Origin of the sequence: Sulfitobacter mediterraneus, assembly GCF_016801775.1 — a bacterium.
GTDB lineage: Bacteria > Pseudomonadota > Alphaproteobacteria > Rhodobacterales > Rhodobacteraceae > Sulfitobacter > Sulfitobacter mediterraneus_A.
The window spans coordinates 741,859-761,988 of record NZ_CP069004.1 but is presented as its reverse complement, the minus strand read 5'-3'; the positions used below and the strand labels follow the sequence as shown (position 1 = coordinate 761,988).

General features: G+C 59.0%; 19 protein-coding genes and 1 tRNA gene. 12 read left to right on the top strand and 8 right to left on the bottom strand.

The genetic code is table 11. The features are described from left to right. Nucleotides 1-612, top strand: coding sequence for a nucleotidyltransferase family protein (locus JNX03_RS03685; protein WP_203211095.1), 612 nt, complete (start codon nucleotides 1-3; stop codon nucleotides 610-612). Nucleotides 613-648: 36 nt separating this feature from the next. On the opposite strand, the gene JNX03_RS03680 is transcribed toward JNX03_RS03685, so the two are convergent. Then, nucleotides 649-4,101 (bottom strand): Ig-like domain-containing protein, encoded by a 3,453-nt coding sequence (locus JNX03_RS03680; protein ID WP_203211094.1) that lies wholly within the window; start codon nucleotides 4,099-4,101, stop codon nucleotides 649-651. A 376-nt stretch (nucleotides 4,102-4,477) separates the two neighbouring features. Between JNX03_RS03680 and JNX03_RS03675 the strand changes: the two genes are divergently transcribed. Both JNX03_RS03675 and JNX03_RS03670 read left to right on the top strand, forming a co-directional pair. Beyond that, on the top strand, nucleotides 4,478-5,242 hold the full coding sequence (locus JNX03_RS03675) for an SDR family NAD(P)-dependent oxidoreductase (RefSeq protein WP_203211093.1): 765 nt from the start codon (nucleotides 4,478-4,480) through the stop codon (nucleotides 5,240-5,242). A gap of 102 nt (nucleotides 5,243-5,344) precedes the next feature. After that, entirely contained in the window at nucleotides 5,345-5,743 is a 399-nt protein-coding gene (locus tag JNX03_RS03670) for a MerR family transcriptional regulator (RefSeq protein WP_203211092.1), read from the top strand. Nucleotides 5,744-5,841: 98 nt separating this feature from the next. On the opposite strand, the gene JNX03_RS03665 is transcribed toward JNX03_RS03670, so the two are convergent. From JNX03_RS03665 to JNX03_RS03650, 4 genes are all read right to left on the bottom strand, one after another. Then, nucleotides 5,842-7,797 carry a DUF4214 domain-containing protein gene (locus tag JNX03_RS03665; RefSeq protein WP_203211091.1) on the bottom strand — a complete coding sequence of 652 codons (1,956 nt, stop codon included), beginning with the start codon at nucleotides 7,795-7,797 and terminating at the stop codon, nucleotides 5,842-5,844. A gap of 247 nt (nucleotides 7,798-8,044) precedes the next feature. Continuing rightward, nucleotides 8,045-8,473, bottom strand: a complete 429-nt coding sequence (locus JNX03_RS03660) for a YqaA family protein (protein WP_203211090.1) — start codon at nucleotides 8,471-8,473, stop codon at nucleotides 8,045-8,047. A gap of 194 nt (nucleotides 8,474-8,667) precedes the next feature. Next, entirely contained in the window at nucleotides 8,668-9,009 is a 342-nt protein-coding gene (locus JNX03_RS03655) for a hypothetical protein (RefSeq protein ID WP_203211089.1), read from the bottom strand. 746 nt (nucleotides 9,010-9,755) lie between these two features. After that, nucleotides 9,756-9,839, bottom strand: a tRNA-Leu gene (locus JNX03_RS03650). 122 nt (nucleotides 9,840-9,961) lie between these two features. On the opposite strand from JNX03_RS03650, the gene JNX03_RS03645 reads away from it, so the two are divergent. Together JNX03_RS03645 and JNX03_RS03640 are read left to right on the top strand one after the other, a co-directional pair. Further along, nucleotides 9,962-10,540, top strand: a complete 579-nt coding sequence (locus JNX03_RS03645; RefSeq protein ID WP_203211088.1) for a YqaA family protein — start codon at nucleotides 9,962-9,964, stop codon at nucleotides 10,538-10,540. Beyond that, entirely contained in the window at nucleotides 10,537-11,001 is a 465-nt protein-coding gene (locus JNX03_RS03640) for a disulfide bond formation protein B (RefSeq protein WP_203211087.1), read from the top strand. Before JNX03_RS03645 ends, JNX03_RS03640 begins: the two co-directional genes overlap by 4 nt. 3 nt (nucleotides 11,002-11,004) lie before the next feature. Here the strand turns inward: JNX03_RS03640 and JNX03_RS03635 are convergent, their stop codons facing one another. Then, nucleotides 11,005-11,430, bottom strand: coding sequence for an Lrp/AsnC family transcriptional regulator (locus JNX03_RS03635; RefSeq protein ID WP_203211086.1), 426 nt, complete (start codon nucleotides 11,428-11,430; stop codon nucleotides 11,005-11,007). 109 nt (nucleotides 11,431-11,539) lie between these two features. On the opposite strand from JNX03_RS03635, the gene rocF reads away from it, so the two are divergent. The 3 genes from rocF to JNX03_RS03620 are packed head-to-tail and all read left to right on the top strand — an operon-like array spanning nucleotide 11,540 to nucleotide 14,439. Then, nucleotides 11,540-12,460, top strand: a complete 921-nt coding sequence (gene rocF, locus JNX03_RS03630; protein ID WP_203211085.1) for an arginase — start codon at nucleotides 11,540-11,542, stop codon at nucleotides 12,458-12,460. Nucleotide 12,461: 1 nt separating this feature from the next. After that, nucleotides 12,462-13,373, top strand: a complete 912-nt coding sequence (ctlX, locus tag JNX03_RS03625) for a citrulline utilization hydrolase CtlX (protein WP_203211084.1) — start codon at nucleotides 12,462-12,464, stop codon at nucleotides 13,371-13,373. A 16-nt stretch (nucleotides 13,374-13,389) separates the two neighbouring features. Then, nucleotides 13,390-14,439: an ornithine cyclodeaminase gene (locus JNX03_RS03620; RefSeq protein WP_203211083.1), complete on the top strand. Its 1,050-nt coding sequence runs from the start codon at nucleotides 13,390-13,392 to the stop codon at nucleotides 14,437-14,439. 16 nt (nucleotides 14,440-14,455) lie between these two features. Here JNX03_RS03620 and JNX03_RS03615 read toward each other — a convergent pair whose 3' ends face one another. Further along, entirely contained in the window at nucleotides 14,456-15,616 is a 1,161-nt protein-coding gene (locus JNX03_RS03615) for an FAD-dependent monooxygenase (RefSeq protein ID WP_203211082.1), read from the bottom strand. A gap of 80 nt (nucleotides 15,617-15,696) precedes the next feature. After that, nucleotides 15,697-16,152 (bottom strand): RNA polymerase-binding protein DksA, encoded by a 456-nt coding sequence (dksA, locus tag JNX03_RS03610; protein WP_203211081.1) that lies wholly within the window; start codon nucleotides 16,150-16,152, stop codon nucleotides 15,697-15,699. Nucleotides 16,153-16,290: 138 nt separating this feature from the next. On the opposite strand from dksA, the gene JNX03_RS03605 reads away from it, so the two are divergent. The 4 genes from JNX03_RS03605 (at nucleotide 16,291) to JNX03_RS03590 (ending at nucleotide 20,127) form a co-directional block, all read left to right on the top strand. Continuing rightward, entirely contained in the window at nucleotides 16,291-17,130 is an 840-nt protein-coding gene (locus tag JNX03_RS03605; protein WP_203211080.1) for an AAA family ATPase, read from the top strand. Nucleotides 17,131-17,413: 283 nt separating this feature from the next. Then, nucleotides 17,414-18,742: a DUF2927 domain-containing protein gene (locus tag JNX03_RS03600; protein WP_203212118.1), complete on the top strand. Its 1,329-nt coding sequence runs from the start codon at nucleotides 17,414-17,416 to the stop codon at nucleotides 18,740-18,742. A 19-nt stretch (nucleotides 18,743-18,761) separates the two neighbouring features. Next, complete coding sequence (locus JNX03_RS03595) at nucleotides 18,762-18,929, top strand: apolipoprotein acyltransferase (RefSeq protein WP_203211079.1); 168 nt, start codon at nucleotides 18,762-18,764, stop codon at nucleotides 18,927-18,929. A 10-nt stretch (nucleotides 18,930-18,939) separates the two neighbouring features. Continuing rightward, a complete protein-coding gene (locus JNX03_RS03590; protein WP_203211078.1) occupies nucleotides 18,940-20,127 on the top strand; it encodes a vWA domain-containing protein in 1,188 nt (395 codons plus the stop codon). Nucleotides 20,128-20,130: the final 3 nt, after the last annotated feature.

Sequence of the window (20,130 nt, the reverse complement as noted above, 5' to 3'; positions counted from 1 at the left end):
ATGACCGCTGTGTTCGACTTTCCCATAATCGTGCTTGCGGCGGGGCAATCCCGCCGCATGCAGGGCCGTGACAAGCTGCTGGAGGATGTGGACGGTGCGCCGCTGATCCGAAGGCAGGTCAAGACGGCCCGATCCGCCACGACCGGCGCTGTCATGGTTGCGCTGCCCCCGCGTCCGCATCCACGTTATCAGGCGCTTGATGGTCTGGATGTAACCCTGTTGTCAGTGCCCGACGCCGACACCGGAATGAACGCCAGCCTGCGCCACAGCTTTGCCGCGCTCCCCAGGAATGCCCCCTGCGCCATGGTGTTGCTCGGCGATTTGCCAGATTTGGAAGTATCGGACCTTTGCCAGGTCGCCGCGGCGGTGGATTTGACCAGCGGCACCCAGATCTGGCGCGGCGCAACGGCTCAAGGTGGAGCGGGCCATCCCATCATTTTTCACAACAGTTTGTTTGATGCATTTGCCACGCTCCATGGCGACAGCGGCGGGCGCGAGGTGGTGGCAAAAGCCGAAGGCCGGGTCGAGCTGGTTCCGCTGAAAGGCGCTCGTGCCCGTGCCGATCTCGACACGCCCGAAGACTGGGCCGCATGGCGACGGGCGCGTGGCTAGCGCCCGAAAACAAGTCCACGGAGCCAGCCTTGAGGATCACAGGAGCTGCGCCTCGTGTTTGCGCAACGACCGCCGTGCCGCGCCATAGGCCATGACACCTTCCTGGGTCGCCAACTCGGGGAACAGCCTAAATATTTCATTGCGTTGCTCCTGTTCGACACCGGCAAGGGAATTGTCACCGGGTTGAAAGCTCTCGCTCCAGGCGCCATCAGACAGGATCACCTCATGGTGGTCGAACATCAGATGGACATAGGTCAGATCACTGGCCTCAACTGTATCAATCCCCGCCCGGCAGGTCAGATGCTTGGCCGCGACCAACACTTCGCGGTCCTCGAAATAAAACGCGCTTTGATCGCTGACGATCAGAATCCTGTGGTTCGGTGAAACGAGCAAATCGCGTTCCGGCATGCCCTTGCCAAGCGCCCCTTGCCTGATCAGAACCGGCCTCAGATCGGTATCGCGGGCCAGCTCGGCCCCCGAAAGTCGCCGCTCCCCGACCCAGCGGATCGGCTGCAAGCCGTTGTCGCGGGTGATCACGAAATCGCCCACCTGCAATGTCTCGACCCGCCGCTGGCCCTGCGGCGTTGCGATCAATGTGCCGGGGGTGAAACAGGGCACCACCGCTTCGATCTCGTCGAACCGCAATGATCCTGTTGCCATCCCATCGGCGTCAAAATACTGGACCTCGCCTGATTGCTGATCCTCGGTCAGATAGTTGATCTCAAACCGGCCGCCCTCAACAGTTGATCCACGCAGATCCAACGTGTCGAAATCCACCGGCCCGCTGCCTCCGTCGATCACATCACCAACGGTTACGCCGGAGAAGAGATCCATGCCTTCGCCGCCCGACATCGTATCATTGCCCGCGCCGCCGATAAGGATGTCATCCCCCATAGCACCAAGCAGAAGATCATCGCCATCGCCGCCCGCCAACATGTCGTCGTCGCCGCCGCCATCCAGCAGGTCATCGCCGCTGCCGCCGTCCAGTATGTCGCTGTCTTCATTACCAAAAAGGCTGTCTTGGCCCTGCCCCCCAAACAAGGTGTCGGCGCCTGTTCCGCCGCTGAGGTGATCGTCGTCAATCTGCCCGTCCAACAGATCGTCCCCTGCACCGCCAAGCAGCAGATCATCATCATCTGCGCCATAGATTACGTCATTGCCGTCGCCGCCGCTGACCGTATCGCGGCCATTGAAAGGGTTTCGGTCCGGGGCATAGGGGGGCTCATCGTCGGGGTCATCCGGGATGCTCAGCACGTCGAGACCAAGTGCCGGATCAAGCCCGGCATAGATCGTGTCATCGCCGCTGCCGCCAAAGATATTGTCATTGCCTTCGCCGCCGATGATCAGGTCTGCCTCGCTGTCGCCGCTGATCACATCGTCGTCGATACCGCCGTCGATCAAGTCCGCGCCCGCGCCGCCGGTGATGGTGTCCCGATCGTCACCCGTGCGGATCACATCGTCGCCTGCCCCTCCATCAACAGCGTCGCGGTCGTCTTCGGGATCGGTGTCCGGCGCAAAGGTCAGATCATCGCTCACGTCGGCGGGATAACCCAGATCGGGCGCTGCCACCCCTTCGCGAGAGGTGTCGATGACATCATTGCCTGCACCGCCTGTCACGGTTTCCCGACCTGCGCCATCGGTGATCAGATCATCGCCCGCGCCGCCTTCGATTACGTCGTCGCCCGCACCGGCCAGAATTGTGTCGTCACCCGCGCCCGCACGAATGAAGTCGTCATCCGGTCCACTGCCATAAAGCAGGGCATCCCCGCCATCGACAAGATCTCCATCCGGATCACCGACGTAATTTTCATCAATGAGTTCAGAGCCTTCCCCCCCATCGACAAAGCCGTCACTGGCGCTCGGAGGGGCCACCGTGATCGTCAGCATCCCCTGATCTGTTGCCGCCTCTGGATCATCCGCGGGGCGGTCGCTGACGGTATAGAGAACGGTGGCCGCGCCGCTGAACCCCGGATTGGGTGTGAAGTTGACCGTATTGTCCGGGTTGATTTCAACCGTGCCTTCCTCGCTATGGGCGGTTGTGAGGGTCAATGTGTCCTCCGCATCCGGATCCGTGTCATTGGTCAAGACCGGGTGGCCAAGGATCGGCGTTTCGTAAGGGGTTTCTGCGCTGTCCTCCTCGGCGCTAGGCGCGTCATTGACAGGCAGGACGTCCAGCTTGACCGTGCTGCTTGCGGTGCCGCCTTTGCCGTCCGAAATGCTGTAGCTCACCGTGGTTTCGCCGTGGAAATGCGCCGCTGGGGTGAACAGCACCTGCCCGTCTTGCAGCGTGACACCGCCGTCGGGGCTGCTTGCCTCAATCAAGGTCAGGGGATCGCCATCGGGGTCACTGTCATTTGCCAGAACGTCGATCACCACCGCCGTGTCCTCGTCGGTCTCGATGCTGTCTTCCTCGGCCACCGGGGGTGCATTGCCGTCGCCCACTGCGACCACCGCCTCGCCCGTGTCCTTTGCCCCGTCGGGATCGACAACTGCATAGGTGATCAGCGCCTCGCCGGTGAATCCGTCATCGGGGGTGAAGGTGACCGTGCCATCGCCGTTGTCCGTCACGCTGCCGCCTTCGCTGGTCAAATCGGTTATGCCAAGCGATTCTGGTGCGTTATCGACATCCGTGTCGTTCGCCAGAAGGTCGATGACCACTGCCTCGCCGTAGGGCGTGCTGGCCATATCATCCTGCGCCACCGGTGCATCGTTGACCGGATTTACCGTCAGCGCGACCAACCCATCATCCGTCCCGCCATGCCCGTCTTCGATGGTATAGCTGACTTGTGCATCGCCGGAAAAATCGGGGTCCGGTGTGAAGGTCACCGTGCCGTCGTCGTTGATGATGACCTCACCCTGTTCACTGTTTGCCGCGGTCAGGGTGAGTGCATCACCGTCAACATCCAGATCATTGTCCAAAACTTGCAGGACAATGCTGCCGTCTTCGTCCAGTTCTGCGGTGTCATCTTTGGCATTGGGGTCATGATTAACGGGATGCGGGTTTTTATCTTCGAACACCAGATTGTCGACCGCCCCTCCTTTGGGCAGAACCACCTCAACACGGGCGGTGCCCGGCACGGAAAGTTCGACACGCCGCTCGCCTCCATCTTCGGTTGGATCGACCCAATGGTTTTCCATGACCTCCCCATCCGCATCATAAAAAATCAGCCGGGTCGCGCTGCCGGGCACCGCTTCGATGTCTTTGAAGGTCAGGGATTTGATCCGCACCGGCCCTTCGAAATCAAAGAACAGGCTGCCAGCGGCATCGCTGCCGGTCTCGTCCTCTGGATCATCGGGTGCGGCAATGATCAACGCGCCGCCAAGCTTTGCAGAGGCAAGATCGGCATCTTGTCCAGTGGCTGCCGCGGTGTCGATCACCCGCGCCTGCCCCGCGCCGCCTGTTGCCGAGATGTGAACCCCTTGCGCCGCATAGGCATCTGCAACCGCCGTTCCTGCGGCCAAAGCATTGAAATCAATCGTTTTGATCATAGCGGATTCTCCTAAGCAATGATGCATCCGGCGCGTTTTGCACCGTTGATGACCGGCAAGCATGTCGCGATGGCCCGAAACGATCCTTTTCGAAACCAAACGCTTTGCGCGGCAGGCGGACCCTGCCCAACAAATCTCAACAGAGGGTGGAGAGCGGCCCGCTGGACAGGCGAATAATGCGGTGCATTTTATTCAAGATGTTTTGGGCGACGAGGGCAGATCGCAATACCTGATTGGCCCACCGGCCTGCGCACGACCATGCCAAAAAAACGACACAGCCCCCAAAGCCGCGCTTGACACTGACGTTAGTGTCATACCGCTAAGGCTGCCTCCTCATCATGGATGAGACATCATTTCAGACAGGAGAACACAAGAAATGACACAGACGCGAGATTGGCACGGTAAGGTTGCCATCGTGACCGGCGGCAGCTCTGGCATTGGCAAGGCGACAGCGCTGGCGCTTGTTGCACGCGGGGCGCATGTTTTGATCACAGGGCGCAATGCAGATCGTCTGGCGCAGGTGACGTCCGCGCAGCCCGCGATCAGGTCGCTGCAGGCAGACAGCGCAGATGCGGGCAGCGGCAAACAAATCGTTGATGCGGCGCTGGACAACTGGGGGCGGATTGACCTGATCGTAAACAATTCCGGTGCCGGCCAGCCCCTGCCGATGGAGGGCTATGACGCCGGCATTATCGCGACAATGGCCACGATGAACATCACCGCGCCGTCCCAGCTTGTCGCCGCAGCCCACGCCGCCCTGAAAGACAGCAAGGGGGCCATCGTCAACATCAGCACCGCCGTGACCCGAAATGCCGTACCGATGCTGGCACATTACGCTGCAACCAAAGCGGCGCTGGAGCATTTGACCAAATCATGGGCGATGGAGCTTGCCGGGGATGGGATCCGCGTCAATGCCATTGCCCCCGGTCCGGTTAAGAGCGGTGCGTTGACGGGAATGATGGGGTTGCCCGATGAGATGGCGCAGCAGATCGAAGCGCAAGAAGCGGCGCAGGTCCCATTGGGACGGCGGGGCGTGCCCGGTGACATCGTGCCTTGGATCCTGCGACTGGGCGGTTCGGATAATGAATGGCTCACCGGTCAGATCTTGACCATCGACGGCGGATGGACCTTGCGAACCTGAACCAGGATTTCGGATGGGCAGGTGACATCATCTGCCCATTGCGACTTGATCCACCAATGCAACCCCACCACATCTGTCAGGGCTGCCGACAAGGAGACAGAAATGCAGGCGAAAGAAGCGGCCGAAAGGCTAGAGATCACACCCCGCATGTTGCGCCATTACGAAAAAGAAGGGCTGCTGACGGTGGATCGTACCCTCAACGGTTATCGCCACTACAACGCGGCCGATCTGCGCCGCGCCGGGCGAATCCGTGATCTCATCGCATCGGGGTTTTCCACGCGCGAGATCAGAGGGATGAGCGCATGTCTGTCCGACGATGGTTCTGGTCCCTGCGAAGGTGGTGTCGAGATGTTGAAGCAAAAACTTGCGAATATTGATCGGCTTCGGGATGATTTGACCCGGCGTCGGGCTACAGTTCTGGATCGCCTTGAGGTCTTGGAACAGAGCCTTGCAAGAAAGGCGGCATTGGCGGAGCGGATAACAGAAGACAGCCAGGTTTGAGCCAACCACCGCACTCAGAACCGAAGTCCCGAAAAGGGAAACACCCCCGGCAATCAGATTGCCGGGGGTGTTTTTTCGTCCGGTTCGGGCCTTTTCGATTACAGGCCGCCATCCGCTTCAAACGGGTTTTCGGCCACGCCGACCAGTTGCAAAAGCATCTCGCCGCTGTCTGCCGCCATGGCTTCGGCAAAATCCACATCGACACGGTCCACCGCGGCCTGTTTGGATGCCGTATCATCGCGCAAATACAGGGCCATTGCGGCACTGGCATCTGCGGTATCTGACATGCCTTTGATCACCGCGAAATAGGTGCCGATATCGGTCTTATCCAGCAAGAACGCCTGATCACCGCGTTGCAGGTCTATAAAATCCTGCGTTGCATCTACTGGCGGATCGCTTTTGGCACCTTCCAACACGCGCAGAATGAAAGTGCCGCGCGTCACGTTGCCCTGATCCAGCTGCCCCACCCAGAAGTCCAGGCCCGCCTGGTCCGGTGTCCGGCCCAGCACGTTGGAATAGACCTGCGTGGCAAAGTCCAGATTGGTCGCATCTTCGGGATATGTGGCGCGGGTTTCATCCTGATCCAGAAACAGCGCCGCCATTTCATCCAAAGACGTGCCATTGGCAAAGGCCGAGCCCCAGAAGTAAAGGCCAAGCGCATCTGGCGCACGGTTGAAATATGCGATGTAGAGCTCAATAAAGGTATCGATCTGCGCCTGGTCCAGACCGGTGATGCCCTGTACGATCGACAGATCAAAACTGCCCTGATCGAAGATGGACCAACCGCTGGAAAAGGATAGCGTTTCGATACCGGTCAGCGTGTCGGTGCCATCCCCGTCTGCCTGCCGGTCTTCGATGACAATCCCGCCATCTGCGGACATCTGCAGGGTATAGCGCCCCATCGCGCCGCTGAACCCGGCGGTATCTTCGCCATCACCGCCATTGATGCCGTCATTGGCCGCGCCGCCCGTCAGATGATCGTCATCCGCGCCGCCAAACAAGACGTCCTCGTCCGCGCCGCCGGTCAGCGTGTCATTGCCTTCCATCCCGAACAGAACATCGGTGCCCAGTCCGCCATCAAAGCTGTCGGCGTTCTTGGACAGATAGAACCAATCGCCATGTTCCGACCCCTCCACATTGCCATCCAGACTGACGACAAAGCTTGGATCGGAATTGCGCGAGCCGAGAATCAGAGTGTTGAGCGAGGCCGAAATCCCCGGCAAAGCATTGACCAGCGCATCGATCAGGGCCTGCACCTGACCTGCGGCCTGTTCTTGCAATTGTTCCGCATCACCGCCAGCCTGTTCGGTCAGCAAAGCGCCGATGCCCTGCAGTGCCTCAAAGGCCTGCGCTGTGGCAATTTCGGCCGCGTTGGTGGCGGCGTTGAATGCCGCGTTGTTCGCGCCCTGCCCCAGCAGTTCGCCGATCACACTGTCGTTGGAGCCGATGAAGGCCATGATCGCATTGCCGGCGGCCTCGCCCAGCAGGCTGTAGAATTCGCCCAGCGTGCTGCCGCCATAGCCGTTGGCCGGATCGCCAAAGACCGACCAGATGCCGGTGGCGGGGTCAATGTCAAAGATAGGCGAATTGAAGATCCCGTCCTGTTGGCCCCAAAGCAGCTCTGCCGCGCGCGCTTGCGCGGCATTGAACAATTGCTCAATCTCATCGGTTGTGCCGCCCGAAGGGTCCAGATTGTCGATGGCATCGCGCAAGGACATGTCGCGCGGGAAATCGGCCATTGCGGCGCGAACCTGATCCAGCGGACCGGTGATGCCAGAATAATCGCCCTGCGCCCAAGCTTCGATAAATGCGCGGGCCTCTGGGGGAAGTTGCACATTGGGATTGTTCAGCAGTTGCTGAAAGATGAACGGGCTGATCGATTCCAGCGCCGTTTGCGCGGCATCAAGCAGATCCAGATATTGCCCGACGCTCATCCCCAGAATATCATCCACCGACCCCGGCGGGGAAAAACCGCCGCTGTAGGCGCCGATGGTGCCAAATGAGTCAAAGGATTGGTTAAATGCGTTCGTAAACGCTTCGTAATCTATGTCCATGGAACAGCCCACTCGTTGAATCAAAATATGGCGATACTAAACACGGTATTTTGCGTTCTGAAAACTGGGATTTTAGGTGAATTTAATGGTTTTTCAGGGCCGTACCCCCACGTTTCGGGGGGATTAAGGTGCAAAAGCAGCAATTTGCGGGTAGCGCCGCGGGCTGACATATCCTGATAGTTGTATGGGCTGCGACATGCCAGGGCGCGGCGACTTTCAGATCTCGGCACCCGTGCGATGCCCGCAATCAGACCCACGCCAGCGTGAGCACCGCCAAAACCAGATATCGCGTGCCTTTCGCAATGGTCACAAGCACCAGGAATGGTCCAAGCGGCTCCCGCATCAGCCCCGCCGCCACGGTCAGCGGATCCCCGACGATCGGCAGCCAACTGCCCAACAGCGACCAACGTCCATAGCGCCTGTACCAGCTTTGCGCACGGGCCAGTTGGGCCTCTGTACATGGAAACCAGCGCCGGTCCCGAAACCGCAGCAGGTATCGCCCCAGACACCAGTTGATCACCGCACCCAACACGTTGCCGACGGTCGCCACCACCAGCAAGATCATCGCCGGATGAGCCTCACCAAGGAGCAACCCAACCAGAACTGCCTCTGACTGCATCGGCAGGATCGTCGCGGCGATCAACGCGGACAGGAATAGACCAATATAGGCGATCATGGGCGGGCATAGTCCAGTTGGTCAGAAAAAGATGCGATCTGCGTAGGCTGGACAGATCATCCTTGCCGGTAGCTATCCCAGCGCTGCGGCCCCTGCAATCTTGCGCATTTGTGTTTCACATCAGAAAAGTCCAGCCAGCCGCGCAAACCGCTGCGCTTCCGCTTTCCCGACGCTCCTGGGGCCGCCTCTCTCAACTATTCCTGATAGTAATCCAGGATAGAGGACTCATTCCTGTCAACGACAAAGGTCGATTTCCATCCCACAATCACCACGTCTTCATTCTGTATTGGAGAAAAAACCACCCGGAAACTCTGGTTACAATTCAAGAAATGCATATCGTAACCATCCAGATGCTTTGCCAGATCATAGTCAGGATCGCTGGACGCCTCTATTCGTTTGGCTTTTGGCCACACAAGCGATATCAGGCGGTTTTTTTGGTCTACAGTGACGTTCTCGCTGCATTGATCACTGGCTTTCTGCGCTTGGCAGGCCGCCAGAACGAACAATACCGGGCAGATCGGCGCCCACAGTCTCATGCGCCATACTCCTTTTGCGCTCTCGGATCTTTACCAGTCGGGAAGATCTACTGAATTGGTCAAATGTCGGCTGTGAGCCCTTGTTTACATCAATCGCCAGTCACAACATATTTGATACACACCTAACCCGCCTTGTAATGACCGTATTCAAAAGGAAAGTCAGTGTCTGTTTCGACATATTCATACTTGATCGGTGATACGGTGACATTGTTGAATGAAGATGAGTGGGAGGTTATCGAGCCTTTTGCGATGAACCGTCTTGAGCGCATTAAAAAAATATCGGGAGGCGCATAGTTGTGGTCTCAAGGAAGCCCTTGAGAAAGAAGACGTTGGACAAGAGGCGCTTGATAAGTATGAGCAGTTAACCGGTGTCCGGTTAAGCCATCCAGATCAAATTTGGCCTGTTCGGATGGCTTTGTACGGCTCGCTTTGTCCAAAGTGCAAACACCCTTTCAGATCACCAAAGGCCAAGCTATGTGCCAGTTGTGGCCATCAGCTCCCTGACGGTAAATTGGCGGGTCCATTAACGGCACAAACGACTTGATGGAACAGTCGCTCCGTCCACACATCCGACGCTAGAACTGAAAATGAAGTCTGACCGATCCGTCACCTCGCAACATTATTGGAAACCGCAATTCGGACGATGGTCAGCGGCCCTTCGGGTTCGGCACACCACTGTCAGATCGACCTTTTCAGACTATTTTGCGGAGCCATCTCCCCGCAAGTTCAAGACTTGCAAGAGAATGTGGTACCCAAGGCCGGACTCGAACCGGCACGCCTCGCGGCGGGGGATTTTGAATCCCCTGCGTCTACCATTCCGCCACTTGGGCACAGCGCCGATTTAGCCTGCATCATCGGTGCGGGCAAGGGTAATTCTTGGGATAATTTGCCCAGCCCTTGACCGCGCCCGTCTGCCGTGGTGTTGCAGGGGCAACGAAGGGATGCACAACCGATGATCAAACGTCTTTATCAATGGACCCTGAGCCTTGCGGAACATCCTCATGCGCTTTGGGCGTTGTTTGTGGTCGCCTTTGTCGAAAGTTCGTTTTTCCCGATCCCGCCGGACATTCTGATGATCCCGATGATCATCGCGCGGCCGCGGCGGGCCTGGTTGATTGCTTCGGTGGCGCTGTTTGCCTCTGTCTTGGGCGGTTTGCTGGGCTATGCGATCGGGGCTCTGGCGTTTGAGACATTGGGCCAGCCGATCCTGAGCGCGCTGGGCAAGGCCGACGCGATGGCCGAATTCTCCGAGCGGTTCAACGATCTTGGGTTCTGGGCGGTGCTCACGGCGGGTGTGACGCCCTTCCCTTACAAGGTCATCACCATCATGTCCGGCTGGACGGGGATGCCGCTGGCGACCTTTATCGTCACCTCGATCCTGGCACGGGGCCTGCGGTTTTTCATAGTCGCCGGATTGCTGTGGCAGTTTGGCGCACCGATCCGTGATTTCATTGAACGGCGGCTGGGTCTGATGTTCACTCTGGCCGTGGCCCTGTTGTTGGCCGGTTTCTTTGCGGTGCGGTATCTATGACACGTAATGGTTTGATTTTACTGGCCACGCTGGGCTCTGCCGGCCTGCTTCTCGGGGCCTTTGGCTTTCAACATATTGGCGGGCTGGCGCCCTGCAAACTGTGCCTGTGGCAGCGTTGGCCCCATGCGGCGGCGGTGCTGATCGGGGTGATCTTGCTGCTTGGCGGACCACGCTTTCTGGCTTGGCTTGGTGCCTTGGCGGCGCTGACCACCGGCTTGATCGGGGCCTATCACGCGGGTGTCGAATGGGGCTTCTGGCCTGGACCATCCAGCTGTACGGGTGGCGGCATGGACATGGGCGGCATGGACGGATCGGCGCTGCTGTCGCTGGATGCGCCTTTGGGCATGGTGATGTGTGATGAGGTGGTTTGGTCGCTGTTTGGTTTGTCGATGGCGGGCTGGAACGCTTTGATTGCCTTTGCCCTGACCGCGATCTGGGTCAAGGCCGCCCGCACCGTTTGACCGTCAACCGGATTTTTTGGTCTTGAGCAGCAGGCTTGTTTCGCTGGCCACAACGCCATCAAGTTTGCGAATCCGCGACAGCACACCGTCGAACCCTTCCAGCGTTTCGGTGCCAATCTCGACAATTACATCCCAGCGGCCATTGGTGGAATGCACCGCCCGCAGCTCTGGCATGGAGGACAGCTGACGGGTGATCCGTTCGGCACCGCGCCCTTCGATTTCGATCATCATCAGGCCGCGCACCGGGTCATGCATCACATCGGCCCGCGTCACCACGGAAAAACCGACAATCTCGCCGCGTTCCTTGAGCCGTGCAATGCGGGCCCGCACCGTGGCCCGCGACAGATCCAGAATCGCCGCCAGATCAGACAATGATCTGCGGGCGTCATGCCGCAACGCGGCGATCAGGCGATGATCCACTTCGTCCATACTTACCTTCCAAAACGAACAATCACCCCTCAATACGGCCAGTTTGATCAATTGTCGATGCATCCTTTTGGTAGATATGAATAGACAAACACAGATTGAGGATCTTCCCATGACACAACAACATTGCATTTTGGTCGGCGCCCCGATGGACAGCGGCAAGCGGCGCAAGGGTTGCCTGATGGGACCGGACGCCTACCGCACGGCGGGTCTGGCCGAAGCGCTGCGTGATCTGGGTCACGAGGTCAGCGACCGGGGCAACGTGGCCCCTGCCCCCTATGTGGCCAAAGAACATCCCAAACTGGTTGCCCTCGAAGAAACCATCGCATGGACCGAAGCCTTGGCCGATGCGGCGGAAGCCACCATGAAAGACGGCTTGCCGATCTTTATGGGCGGCGATCACGCGCTGGCACTGGGCACGGTTTTGGGCGTGATGCGCCATGCCAAAACTGTGGATCGTCCGCAATTTGTGCTGTGGCTGGATGCGCATAGCGATTTTCACACGCCCCACACCACCGACAGCGGCAATTTGCACGGAACGCCACTGGGCTATGTCACCGGGCGCGAAGGGTTTGATGGCTTTCCCGTGATCGACCTCCCACTGCCACAGGAAAACGTGGCCATCATCGGGTTGCGGTCTGTGGATGCGGCGGAACGGGCTGCCCTGCAAGATACGTCGATTATCCATGTCGACATGCGTGAGATTGACGAAAGCGGGATCGCGCGCCCTCTGGCCGCGTTTCTGGACAAGGTTGCCGCGGCCAATGGGCTGCTGCATGTCTCGCTGGACGTGGATTTTCTTGACCCTTCCGTGGCACCGGCGGTTGGCACCACGGTTCCGGGCGGCGCAACCGTCCGTGAGGGGCATCTGGTCATGGAAATGCTGCATGACAGCGGCTTGATGACCTCGCTTGACCTGGTGGAATTGAACCCGTTTCTGGATGAACGCGGGCGCACCGCGTCCCTGATGGTGGATCTGGCCGCATCGGCCCTTGGGCGCCGTGTCTTTGACCGTCCGACACGCGCGTTCTGAGATGTTTGTCCAAGCCCCCAAGTCGGTGGTGATGATCCGTCCGCATCATTTCCGGTCCAACCCGGAAACACGGGGGGATAATGCCTATCAAAGTGACAGTGCGGGCGATGTGGCCGCATTGGCCCGCGGCGAATTTGACCATGTGGTCGGCACTCTACGGGGGCAAGGCATCGCTGTGCATGATTTCGACGACACCGGCACAGACACACCGGACAGCGTTTTTCCGAACAACTGGTTCTCGAGCCATGCAGGCGGCCATGTAGCGGTTTATCCGATGTATGCGGCCAACCGCCGCCGCGAGCGGCGCTGGGACGTGATCGAAATGCTCAAATCCGAATACCGGGTGCAGGACATCATTGATTATTCGGGTCTTGAGTATGACAATCTGGCGCTTGAAGGCACCGGTGCGATGGTTCTGGATCACATCGGGCGTGTGGCTTACGTCGCCCGGTCCAAACGCGCCGATCCGGTGCTGCTGGAACGGTTCTGCACCAACTTCAACTTTGAGCCGATCGCCTTTGACGCCGCTGATGCGAAAGGCACGGCGGTCTATCATACCAATGTGCTGATGGCAGTGGGAACGCGCGTGGCGCTTGTCGGCCTTGAGATGATCACCGATCCGCACCGCCGCGCCATGGTGAAAGACAGGCTGACCGAGACCGGACGTGACGTGATTGCCCTGAGCGAGGCGCAGATCGCCGCCTTTGCCGGCAATGCGATCGAGCTGGAAGGCAAGGACGGTTTGATCCTTGCCCTTTCGGCGCGCGCCTTTGCCGCGCTGGAGCCAGATCAGGTCGCCCGTATCACAGAATCCGCGCGGATTGTGCCCTTGAACATACCTACAATTGAAACCGCAGGCGGGTCCGTGCGGTGCATGATCGCCGGTCTGCACCTGTCCCGCCGCACCCAATAAAATAAGAGGTTTACCCATGACAACGCTAGAACCCTCCGAAAAGGCCCTGGTGCCTTTCGTATCTGTCGATCACATGATGAAGCTGATCCACCACATCGGTGTCGAGCAGATGATGACCGGCATTTCCGACTATATTGAATCCGATTTCAAACGGTGGGAGTTGTTCGACAAAACCCCGCGCGTGGCCAGCCATTCTGAAAAGGGTGTGATTGAGCTGATGCCGACCTCCGATGGCGATGTCTATGGCTTCAAATACGTGAACGGGCATCCGTCCAACACCAAGGACGGGTTGCAGACCGTGACGGCCTTTGGCCTCTTGGCGGATGTGGCGACCGGCTATCCTGTGTTGCTCACCGAGATGACCATTTTGACAGCGCTTCGCACGGCGGCGACGTCGGCGCTGGTGGCGCGGTTATTGGCACCCAAGGGTGCGCATGTGATGGCGATGATCGGCAATGGCGCGCAATCGGAGTTTCAAAGCCTTGCCATGAAGGCCATCGCTGGCATCGACGAAGTGCGCCTTTATGACATCGACAAGGCCGCGACCGCCAAATGCGCCGCCAACCTTGCCGGGTCCGGCCTCAAGGTTGTGGCATGTGAGACCGCCGAAGAGGCGATGCTGGGCGCACAGATCATCACCACCTGCACCGCGGACAAGCAATATGCGACCATCCTGACCGATAACATGATCGGCAGCGGTGTGCATATCAACGCCATCGGCGGCGATTGCCCCGGCAAGACAGAACTGGCACCGGCGATCCTGCATCGGTCTGAAATCTTTGTGGAATATCCCGAACAGACCCGGATTGAAGGCGAGATCCAGCAGCTTGGACCTGATCACGCGGTCACGGAGATCTGGCAGGTTCTGACCGGTCAGGCCAAGGGCCGCAGCGACGACAAACAGATCACCCTCTTTGACAGCGTCGGCTTTGCCATCGAGGATTTTTCGGCGTTGCGCTATGTGCGCGACCAGATTGAAGAAACCGGGCTGTTCCACCCCCTGGATCTTCTTGCAGACCCGGATGATCCGCGCGACCTGTTCGGGATGTTGCAGCGGGCAAAATAGGCCCGCCGCCGCCCCTTCAGGCGTCTTTGGTCACGTCATAGCCGTAGAGCCAATCATAGGCCCCGATCATCCGTGACGGGGCCAATTTGCTGCCCAGTTGCAGCCCAAGATGGGCCAAACCGCGCATTGGGCCGGGCTTGAGGTGATAGCGCCATGCGTTGCTGTTGGCTGCCTCGATCACCTTTTTCACCCGCGCCATCCGGCGGTTTTGATAGGCCGCCATCCAGTTGCCACCCTTGATTGCCGCATCGGTCAGCACCCATGCATCTTCCAGCGCCATATTGGCCCCTTGCGCCAAGAACGGCAGGGTGGGATGTGCGGCATCACCCAACATCGCAACGTTCTGTGCGTACCATTTCTGCGCCACCGGGTGTCTGTGCAGCCCCCAGAGGTTGACCTGCGTGACCGCCGCCAGCATCTCTGGCACGCGGCCCGCAAAGCCATCAAAGGCGCGGCGGAGGTTGGCCGGATCGTCAGGATGGTGCCAGCCCTCTTCGGCCCAATCGTCGCGCTCTTCGACCGCAACCAGATTGATCAATCTGCCATCGCGCATCGGATAGCTGACCAGATGCCGCCCCTCGCCCATATGCACATGCGCCTCATCGGGGTGATTGCAGTGGTTGGGCACAACCGCGCGCCAGGCCACCTGCCCGGTGAAAAACGCCTGATCCTCACCATTCAGCAGGGGCCGTGCTACGGAATGGATGCCGTCCGCGGCTACCAATGTACCGGCCCGCCGGGTGCTGCCATCGACCATCTGCACGGTCGGGGTCTCGCCGGGGCGGATCGAGGCGACCTGAGCGCCCAGTTCGAACGTCACATTGGCGCGTTTGGCAGCTTCGGCCAGCACATCCACCAGATCGGCGCGGTGCAGGAACATATACTCCTGCCCCTTTTTCAGGCGGGTCAGGTCCAGCCGCGCCACCTGTGCGCCGGCCTCGTTGTGCAACACCACCGCCCGGCCTTTGACCGCACCGCGGCGGCGCAAGCCGGGTTCAAGCCCCAGGGCGCGCAGAACGGCCATGCCATTGGGGCTGATCTGCAGTCCTGCGCCCACTTCGGTAATCTGCGGGGCCTGTTCGAGCAGCGTCACCGCCACCCCGCGCCGGGCAAAACCCGCAGCCGCGGCAAGCCCACCAATGCCGCCGCCGATCACAATCGCATTTGTGTGCTTCACATCGTTCTCCAAAACAAAACGCCGAAGCGTTCCCGCCCCGGCGCTTGCTATTTCAGACCCTGATTAGGGGATCAATCGTATCAATCGTCGCGGTGCACTTTTTCGCGGCGCTCGTGTTTTTCCTGCGCTTCAAGGCTCATCGTCGCGATGGGCCGTGCGTCCAGACGCTTGAGCGAGATTTGATCGCCCGTCACAGAGCAATAGCCAAATTCACCCTCATCAATGCGGCGCAAAGCAGCGTCGATCTTGCCGACCAGTTTGCGTGCGCGGTCCCGTGTGCGCAATTCCAGCGCCCGGTCTGTTTCTTCCGATGCACGATCTGCCACATCTGGAATGTTGCGTGTGCCGTCCTGAAGCCCTTCGATGGTGTCGCGGCTGCCAGCCAGCAGCTCCGATTTCCAGGTCAGCAGCTTGCGCCGAAAATACTCAAGCTGCCTGTCATTCATGAACGGTTCGTCCTCAGCCGGAGAATAGTCATCCGGCAGGAAAACTTCCTGCTTCATCGTATGTCCCTCAACAGTTTTTAGTCCTGGCATATAAGACTCTCTCTCCCCGAGATCTCGTCCTGCCGCAGCGTCTACCTGAGCAACCAGCGATTGTCACTACACAATCCCTTGGAATTTTGGTTAAAGGCATGGGCAGTTTTTGCGCAAGACAGAGGGTTGAAAAGCAATATGAAATTTCAGGGCACCGCCGATTACGTCGCGACAGATGACCTCAAGATTGCCGTGAACGCGGCCGTGACGCTTGAGCGTCCCCTCTTGGTCAAGGGCGAGCCGGGCACCGGCAAAACCGAACTGGCACGGCAGGTCTCATCTGCCTTGGGCCTGCGGATGATCGAATGGAACGTCAAATCCACCACACGCGCCCAGCAGGGTCTTTATGAATATGACGCCGTCTCGCGCCTGCGCGACAGCCAGTTGGGCGATGAGCGTGTGCATGACGTCAAGAATTACATCCGTAAGGGCAAGCTTTGGGAGGCCTTCGAGGCGGGCGAAAAAGTGGTGCTTTTGATCGACGAGATCGACAAGGCCGACATCGAATTTCCCAACGATCTGCTGCAGGAACTCGATAAGATGGAGTTCTTTGTTTATGAAACGGGCGAAACCATCAAGGCGGTCAACCGGCCGATTGTGATCATCACGTCAAACAACGAAAAAGAGCTGCCCAACGCGTTTCTGCGGCGCTGTTTCTTCCACTACATCCAGTTTCCTGACGTCGAGACCCTCAAGAAGATTGTCGAAGTACATCATCCGGGCATCAAGGAAAGCCTGCTGACCACCGCGCTCACCCAGTTCTATGAAGTGCGCGATCAGCAAGGCCTGAAGAAAAAGCCGTCTACCTCCGAAGTGCTGGATTGGCTCAAGCTGTTGTTGGCCGAGGATATGGATGCAGAGGATTTGAAATCTGACGGCAAAAGCGCCTTGCCCAAGCTGCATGGGGCCTTGCTCAAGAACGAACAGGATGTGCATCTGTTTGAACGGCTGGCCTTTATGGCGCGGGCGCAACGGTAATTTCCACGCTTTCCTGGACCCAAATAGCAGGCTCCTTCGGGAGCCTGTTTCTGTTTCTGCCCCAATTGCCCAAGATTTGCCTTATTTGCCCTCTACCAAGGAGGAAAGATCAGGCACGGACCTGACACTCAAGGCTCAGCATAGGGCAGCAGGCAGAGATGACAGTCCCATTCGCAGCACCCAACTGCGCGTTCTTTTCCCGTTTTCTGCGGCCCGTTTGGGCGCTTTCTTGCGCGGCTGCGGGGCATCGCCTGTGACCCCGCGTTTTGCCCTGCCACTTGTGATGTTGCTGAGCGCCTGCGTGCCCGCAGCGCAGAGCGACATGCCAACACGGGCGCAATTTGCCCAAAGCACCCTGCCCCCGATGAAGACCTTTGCCGCCACCCGTCCGGCCGCGCCGATACGGTCAAACCGCGATCTGGCAATTGATTTCATTGAGCTGTCCTTCCAGATGGAAAGTGGACGGCAACTGCCGGTTCTGACCCGTTTCGAAACCCCGATCACCCTGCGCGTCACCGGCAAGCCGCCTGCAACCCTTGGCCCTGATCTCAAGCAATTGATGGCGCGGCTGCGCAATGAGGCGGGGATCGACATTTCTTATACCACACGCAGCGATGCCAATATCACCATCGAGGCCGTGAGCCGCGCCGATATTCACCGGATCTTGCCGCAAGCGGCCTGTTTTGTGGCGCCCAACGTGCGATCTCTCAGTGAATACCGCGGCGCCCGCCGCAAGGCCAAAACCGATTGGACCGCGCTGCAAAGTCGCGAAAAGCTTGCAATTTTCTTGCCCAATGACGTCAGCCCGCAAGAGGTGCGCGATTGCCTGCACGAGGAACTGGCGCAGGCGCTTGGCCCACTGAATGATCTTTATCGTCTGCCCGACAGCGTTTTCAACGATGACAATGTGCATACGGTTCTGACCGGTTTTGATATGCTGATCCTGCGGACCTATTATGATCCGGCATTGCGGTCTGGCATGACACGCGGGCAAGTGGCCCGCGCCCTGCCCGCCATTCTGGCCCGCAACAACCCACAGGGCGCGGCCCTGCCGGCCCGTTATGCCACACGCACACCGCAAGGCTGGAGCAAGGCGATCCAAACGGCATTGGGGCGCGGCACCCCAGCGGCCCGCCGCAATGCGGCCGCCCGTGAGGCCGTGCGCATCGCCACGGCGATGGGGTGGCAGGATCATCGCCGCGCTTTTGCGCATTATGCCATGGGCCGGGTGTTACAATCCACAGAACCGGATCGGGCGCACCATCAATACCTGATCGCAGACGGATATTATGCCGCCAGCCCCGGCACCACGCTGCACCGCGCCTATGTCGCAACGCAGCTGGCCGCCTATGCCATCGCACAGGGGCGCGGCACCGAGGCTTTGCGGATCATCGCACCACACATCGAGGTCGCCCGCCAAAGTGAAAATGCCGCACTGCTGGCCACCTGCCTGTTGCTCAAGGCCGAAGCGCTTGAACTGGAGGGCCGCCCTGGCGAAGCGCGCAGCGTCAGGCTGGACAGCATCGGCTGGGCGCGATACGGCTTTGGCCCAGATTGGGCAGTGCGGGCCAAGCTGCGCGAGATTGCATCGCTGAGCCCGCTCAAAGGTTAAACGCGGGGCGCAAGCAGTTATGATCTTTTTGGTTTTTGGCATCCTGGGTGCCATCTATGGCGGTTTGACGGCCAAGAAACGCGGCGGAAACCGCAAGGATATCGCACAATATGCCGCCAGTGCGGGCATCGCCTTTGCTTTGATCGGATTGGTTCTGACGGTCCTGGTAGACCGTTGGATCTTCTGAGGCAAACCCGATGTTCTTGCCCTTTTTCGACCAATTGCGCCGCCACAAGGTGCCGGTGTCCATGCGTGAGTTTCTGGCGTTTCTGGATGGGATGTCTGCGGGGTTGGCAACCTATGATGTTGAGGCGTTCTACTACCTCGCACGCATTTCCATGGTCAAAGACGAACGCAACATCGACAAATTCGATCAGGCCTTCGCCGCTGCGTTCAAAGGGCTGGAGAGCATCAGCTTCGACGATGTACTGGAGGCCGTTGATATCCCACGCGAGTGGCTTGAAAAGATGGCGGAAAAGCATCTGAGCCCCGAGGAAATGGCCGAAATCGAAGCCATGGGCGGCTTTGACAAGTTGATGGAGACCCTCAAACAGCGGCTGGAAGAGCAAAAAGGCCGTCATCAGGGCGGCAACAAATGGGTTGGCACCGCTGGCACCTCGCCGTTTGGTGCCTATGGCTACAATCCCGAAGGGGTGCGGATCGGACAGAAGGAATCCCGCCACCAAAAAGCGGTCAAGGTTTGGGACAAACGCGAGTTTCGCAATCTCGATGACACGGTTGAACTGGGCACCCGCAACATCAAAGTGGCCCTGAAACGACTGCGCCGCTGGGCAAGGGACGGCGCGGATGAGGAACTTGATCTGAACGGTACGATCCGCTCTACCGCCGAACATGGATACCTTGACGTGAAAACCCGCCCGGAACGGCGCAATGCGGTCAAGGTGCTGCTGTTTCTCGATGTGGGCGGCTCCATGGATCCGCATATCCGGGTTGTGGAAGAGTTGTTCTCGGCGGCCAAGGCCGAGTTCAAACATCTTGAACATTTCTATTTTCACAATTGTCTTTACGAAGGTGTGTGGCGCGACAACCGTCGCCGCTGGGATGCCCAGGAAAGCACGATGGACATCCTCCACACTTACGGGCCTGATTATAAATGTATATTTGTCGGTGACGCATCGATGTCGCCCTATGAAATCGCCTATCCCGGCGGCGCCAATGAGCATTGGAATGCCGAGGCAGGCTCGGTCTGGCTCAACCGCGTGCGCGAGCAGTGGAAAAGCAGCCTTTGGATCAATCCGGTGCCCGAAAAATACTGGCAATACACCCAGTCGATCATGATGATCCAAGAGATTTTCGGACCTGACGCTATGGTGCCCATGACCCTTGAGGGGCTGTCACGCGGGATCAAGGAATTGACCCGCTAGGGG